This is a genomic window from Parvibaculum sp. (assembly GCF_030694575.1).
Classification (GTDB): domain Bacteria; phylum Pseudomonadota; class Alphaproteobacteria; order Parvibaculales; family Parvibaculaceae; genus Parvibaculum.
In genome coordinates this window covers 1-4,901 of sequence record NZ_JAUYUS010000050.1, presented here as the reverse complement: position 1 = coordinate 4,901, position 4,901 = coordinate 1, and the positions used below count along the sequence as shown (strand labels likewise).

Annotated in this window: 4 protein-coding genes; all 4 read left to right on the top strand. The window is 64.4% G+C overall.

The window, feature by feature from the left end:
* A partial coding sequence (locus Q8S60_RS07620; RefSeq protein WP_371134361.1) for an efflux RND transporter periplasmic adaptor subunit occupies window positions 1-340 on the top strand: 340 nt, incomplete at its 5' end.
* Between the two features lie 14 nt (window positions 341-354).
* Window positions 355-2,313, top strand: a complete 1,959-nt coding sequence (locus Q8S60_RS07615) for a MacB family efflux pump subunit (protein ID WP_305277383.1) — start codon at window positions 355-357, stop codon at window positions 2,311-2,313.
* A gap of 11 nt (window positions 2,314-2,324) precedes the next feature.
* The gene (locus Q8S60_RS07610) at window positions 2,325-3,758 is read left to right on the top strand and encodes an efflux transporter outer membrane subunit (protein ID WP_305277382.1); all 1,434 of its coding nucleotides are present in this window, start codon (window positions 2,325-2,327) and stop codon (window positions 3,756-3,758) included.
* Between the two features lie 117 nt (window positions 3,759-3,875).
* The gene (locus Q8S60_RS07605; protein ID WP_305277381.1) at window positions 3,876-4,901 is read left to right on the top strand and encodes an NADP-dependent oxidoreductase; all 1,026 of its coding nucleotides are present in this window, start codon (window positions 3,876-3,878) and stop codon (window positions 4,899-4,901) included.

Genomic DNA, 4,901 nt, shown 5'->3' with positions numbered 1-4,901 from the left:
AATCGAGAACGACGTCGTTCTCTATACGGTGCTCGTCGACATCGCCAATCCCGACGGCAAGCTGATGAAGGACATGACCACGCAGGTGTTCTTCCTTCTCGGCGAGGCGAAGGATGTCGTCATCGTGCCCGTGGGCGCGGTACGCGAGGGAGCGGACGGCAAGAGCTACGTGACCGTGATAACAAAAGACGGCACAACAAGCCGCCGCCAGGTGGAAGTGGGACTTACCAATCGCATCAGTGCGGAAATCAAAAACGGCCTCGACGAAGGCGAGACAGTGGTGACGGGTACCGAAACGAGCAGCAAGAGCAGCGACAGCGGCCCTCCGGACTTCTTCTGAGGATCGCGCCAACCATGCATTCCCCCACCCCCAAAAACACGGCGCCGCTGATCGAGCTTCACGACGTCTCCAAGGTCTACAAGACCGGAGAGACGGAAGTGCGAGCGCTGGACAGCGTGTCGCTGACGATAAGGCGCGGCGAGTTCGTCGCCATCATGGGACAATCGGGCTCCGGCAAATCGACGCTGATGAATATTCTCGGCTGCCTCGACCGGCCGACCCAAGGACATTACGAGGTCGCGGGAATGGACGTGGCCTCGCTCACCTCCGACGACCTGGCGGTGCTTCGGCGCGACACGTTCGGCTTCGTGTTCCAGCGCTACAACCTGCTTTCGGGCATGACGGCGGCGGAGAATGTGGAGCTGCCCGCGATCTATGCCGGCGCAACGCGGAGCGAACGGTCCGAACGCGCAAGGGCGCTGCTTGAGCGGTTGGGCATGGGCGGCCGCACGGCGCACAGGCCGACCGAGCTTTCAGGCGGCCAGCAGCAGCGCGTCTCCATCGCGCGGGCGCTGATGAACGGCGCGGATGTGATCCTCGCCGACGAACCGACCGGCGCGCTCGACACGCAGAGCGGCGCGGACGTTCTGAAGGTGCTGAAGGACCTCAACACCGAAGGGCACACCGTCATTCTCATCACGCACGATCCGGCTGTCGCCGACTATGCGAACCGGACCATCCAGATCAGCGACGGGCGCGTCGTCTCCGACACCGGCACGAAGGCAACGGCGAGCGTTGCCGCCTCCGATGAGGGCCCGACCCGCCGCAACACTCTCGCGCTCCAGGCGGAAATCACCGAAGCGGTGAAAATGGCGTTTCGCTCGCTGCGCACGAACATATTCCGCACGGCGCTGACGCTGCTCGGCGTGGTGATCGGCGTGGCGGCGGTTGTCGTCATGCTCGCGATCGGCGACGGCAGCAAGGCAAACATCATGAGTTCCATGCAGAGCATGGGCACGAACCTGCTGGTGGTGCGGCCCGGCGCGCCCGGCGTGCGCTCGACCGGCGACATCGCGACACTGGTTGCCTCCGACGCCGAAGCCATTCTCGACGTCGCGAACGTCGCCGCCGTAATCCCTTCGCGGAGCACCTCGACAACACTGCGCTACGGCAATGTCGACTATCGCACGCAGGCCGAAGGTACATGGCCGTCGCTGACGACGGTGCGCGACTGGAGCGTGGCGCAAGGCGGCTTCTTCACGGAAAGCGACCTCAACGGCTATGCGCCCGTCATCGTGCTCGGGCAGACGGTCGTGAACGCGCTTTTTCCGGATGGCAGCAACCCGGTCGGGAAATACGTTCTCGTCGGCAATATTCCCTTCGAGGTCGTCGGCACGATGGAAGCGAAGGGCGCGGCCGCTTTCGGGCGCGACCAGGACGACGTGGCCTTCGTGCCGCTGACGACCGGCTTCATGCGGCTTTTCGGACGGCAGTTCACGGACTCGATCACCGTGAAGGTGACGGACTCCGACCGCGTGGACGAGACGGAAGACGCGATCCACACGCTGCTCCTCGCGCGGCACCGGACGGAAGACTTCCAGATCCGCAACACCGCCTCGATGCTCGAAACGATGGAAAGCATGTCGAACACGATGACGATCCTGCTCGGGTCGGTCGCGGCGATCTCGCTCCTCGTCGGCGGCATCGGCGTGATGAACATCATGCTTGTGAACGTGACCGAGCGGACGCGCGAAATCGGCCTGCGCATGGCGACGGGCGCGCGGATGAGCAATATCCTCGTACAGTTCAATACCGAGGCGCTGGTCGTTTGCGGCGTGGGCGGCCTCATTGGCGTGGTGCTCGGTATCGCGACCGCGTTCGCGCTTTCCGGTTTCGGGCTCAACATCGTGATCAACCCCATGCCTTCGGCGCTCGCCTTCACCTGCGCGTTTCTGACCGGGCTCGTGTTCGGCTATCTGCCCGCACGCAAGGCGGCGCGGCTCGACCCTGTGGTCGCGCTGTCATCGGAGTGAGGAGCAGTGTCATGAAAGAAGCAATGAGCAACGCGCAGAGGCCCATGGATCCCGGCTTTCGCCGGGATGACAGATTTATTTTCGATCGGCTCCGCCGCGTTGTCCTGCCCTTGCTGGCCGCAACTGCCCTCGCCGCCTGCACGATGGCGCCGGACTATGAGCGGCCGGTTGTCGATGCGCCGCAGAGCTATGCTTCGGCGCAGCAGCAGGACGGCATGGACGTCGCCGCGGAGACGCAATGGTGGACGGCCTTCGGCGATCCGGAGCTGACGCTGCTGATGCAGACGGCGCTGGCGCGGAACCTCGACATCGAACAAGCGCTGGCGCGCGTCGAGCAGGCACGCGGCGCGGCGCGTTCGGCGGGCGCGAGCCTGCTGCCGCAGGTGGACGGGAGCGGCAGCGCGGCTCGCAGCGACACGCGCGGCGGATCGAGAAACAACAGCGCGAATCTCGGCCTTTCAGCGAACTATGCGGTCGATATCTGGGGCCGTTACCGCGACGAGGCGAGTTCGGCGGCGCTTTCGCTGGAAGCAACGCAATATGACAAGGAGAGCGCGGCGCTGATCGTGCAGTCGGAAGTGGCGACGACCTATTTCACGATCCTGACGCTGAAGGACCGGATCGCGATTGCCGAGGACTCGCTCAAAGCCGCGCGCGACACGCTCGACATCGTTGAGGCGCGCTACAAGGCGGGCAGCATTTCGGGCCTCGACCTTGCACAGCAGCGCAACACGGTAGCGACCATCGAGGCAACGCTTCCCTCGCTTCGCGCGGAACTCGCGGCGAACGAGAACGCGCTCGCGATCCTCGTTGCGACGACACCGGGGCGCTTCAGCGTGGAGGGAGAGACGCTCGACAAGGTGGTGTTGCCGGCTATCGCGGCGGGACAGCCTTCGGCGCTGCTCGAACGGCGGCCCGACATCAAGAGTGTGGAGGCTTCGCTGAAAGCCGCCAATGCCGATATCGGCGCGGCGCGGGCGGCGTTCTTTCCGAGCCTCGACCTGTCGGCCTCGCTGACGCGGAGCTTCGCCACGGCAAGCGCGGCGGAGACGGTCAGCTCCATCGGCGCCTCGCTGCTGGCGCCGATCTTCTCGGGCGGCACGCTTGAAGGAAACCTGCAATCGGTGAAGGGACGGCAAGCCGAACTTGCCGCGAACTACAAACTCACCGTGCTCACCTCGTTCTCGGAAGTCGAGAATGCCCTCACGACCGTGGAGACGACGGCGGCGCGCGAGAGCTCGCTCAACATCGCGGCGGAGGAAGCGGGCAAGGCCTATGAACTTTCGCTGGCGCGCTACCGCGCGGGTGCGAGCGATCTTCTCTCGGTGCTGGACGCGCAGCGAAGCTGGCTTTCGGCGCGGGACAGCGCGGCGACGGCGCGGCTCGACCGCTATGGCTCGGCGGTCGACCTGTTCGTGGCGCTGGGCGGCGGCTGGCGGAGCTGACGGTTCACATCTTCACAACCTGTTGTTCAAAGCCGGGCCCCGGCGCGCTTTCGCCGGCCACCAAAGGCCGCTAGGCTCCCCTCCACGAAAATTCATTCAAAAGACGTGGAGGAAGCGATGTCGAACCTGAGTTCGAAGGAAATCCGGCTGAAGGCGCGGCCCGTGGGCATGCCGAAGGACAGCGATTTCGAAGTGGCGAGCGCCGACGTAAAGCAGCCGGGCAATGGCGAAGTGCTGGTGCGGAACATATGGATGTCGGTGGACCCCTATATGCGCGGACGCATGATGGACCGCGAAAGCTATGTGCCGCCATTCCAGATCGGCAAGCCGCTGGAAGGCGGCGCCATCGGACAGGTCGTCGAATCCAAAAGCGACAAGCTGAAGGTGGGCACCTATGTGAACCACATGTGGGGCTGGCGCGAATATGCGACGGGCCCGGCGGAAGGCTTCACGCCGGTCGATCCCGCGCTCGGACCCATCGAGGCGTTTCTCGGCACGCTCGGCATGCCGGGCATGACGGCCTGGGCGGGGCTCTTCAAGGTGGCGAACCTGAAGGACGGCGAGACGGTGTTCGTTTCGGCGGCTTCGGGCGCCGTCGGTTCGGTCGTCTGCCAGCTTGCCAAGGCGCATGGTTGCTATGTGGTCGGCTCGGCCGGATCGGACGAGAAGTGCAAGTGGCTTGAGGAGGTCGCCGGCATCGACAAGGCGATCAACTACAAGACCTGCGGCGACCTGACGAAGGCGGTGGCCGATGCTTTCCCGAAAGGCATCGACGTCTATTTCGAAAATGTGGGCGGCAAGCACCTCGAAGCCGCGATCAACGCAATGCGGGTGAACGGGCGGGCGGCGCTGTGCGGCATGATCGAGCAGTACAACGATACCGAGCCGCGGCCGGGCCCGACGAACCTCATCCAGATCGTCGGCAAGAGCCTGCGCCTGCAGGGCTTCATCGTTTCCAACTATTTCCAGCACCTGCCGGAATTCTTCGCCGAGATGGGTCCGCTCATCAAAGGCGGCAAGATGAAGTGGGAAGAGACGGTGGAAGACGGCATCGAGAATGCCCCGAAGGCGTTCCTCAATCTCTTCAAGGGTGCGAATTTCGGCAAGATGCTGGTGAAGATCGGACCGGACAAGGCGGTCTGA

Coding starts and splice junctions, on each gene's coding strand:
- Q8S60_RS07605 (WP_305277381.1), top strand. CDS start 3,876: ATGTCGAACCTGAGTTCGAAGGAAATCCGGCTGAAGGCGCGGCCCGTG.
- Q8S60_RS07615 (WP_305277383.1), top strand. CDS start 355: ATGCATTCCCCCACCCCCAAAAACACGGCGCCGCTGATCGAGCTTCAC.
- Q8S60_RS07610 (WP_305277382.1), top strand. CDS start 2,325: ATGAAAGAAGCAATGAGCAACGCGCAGAGGCCCATGGATCCCGGCTTT.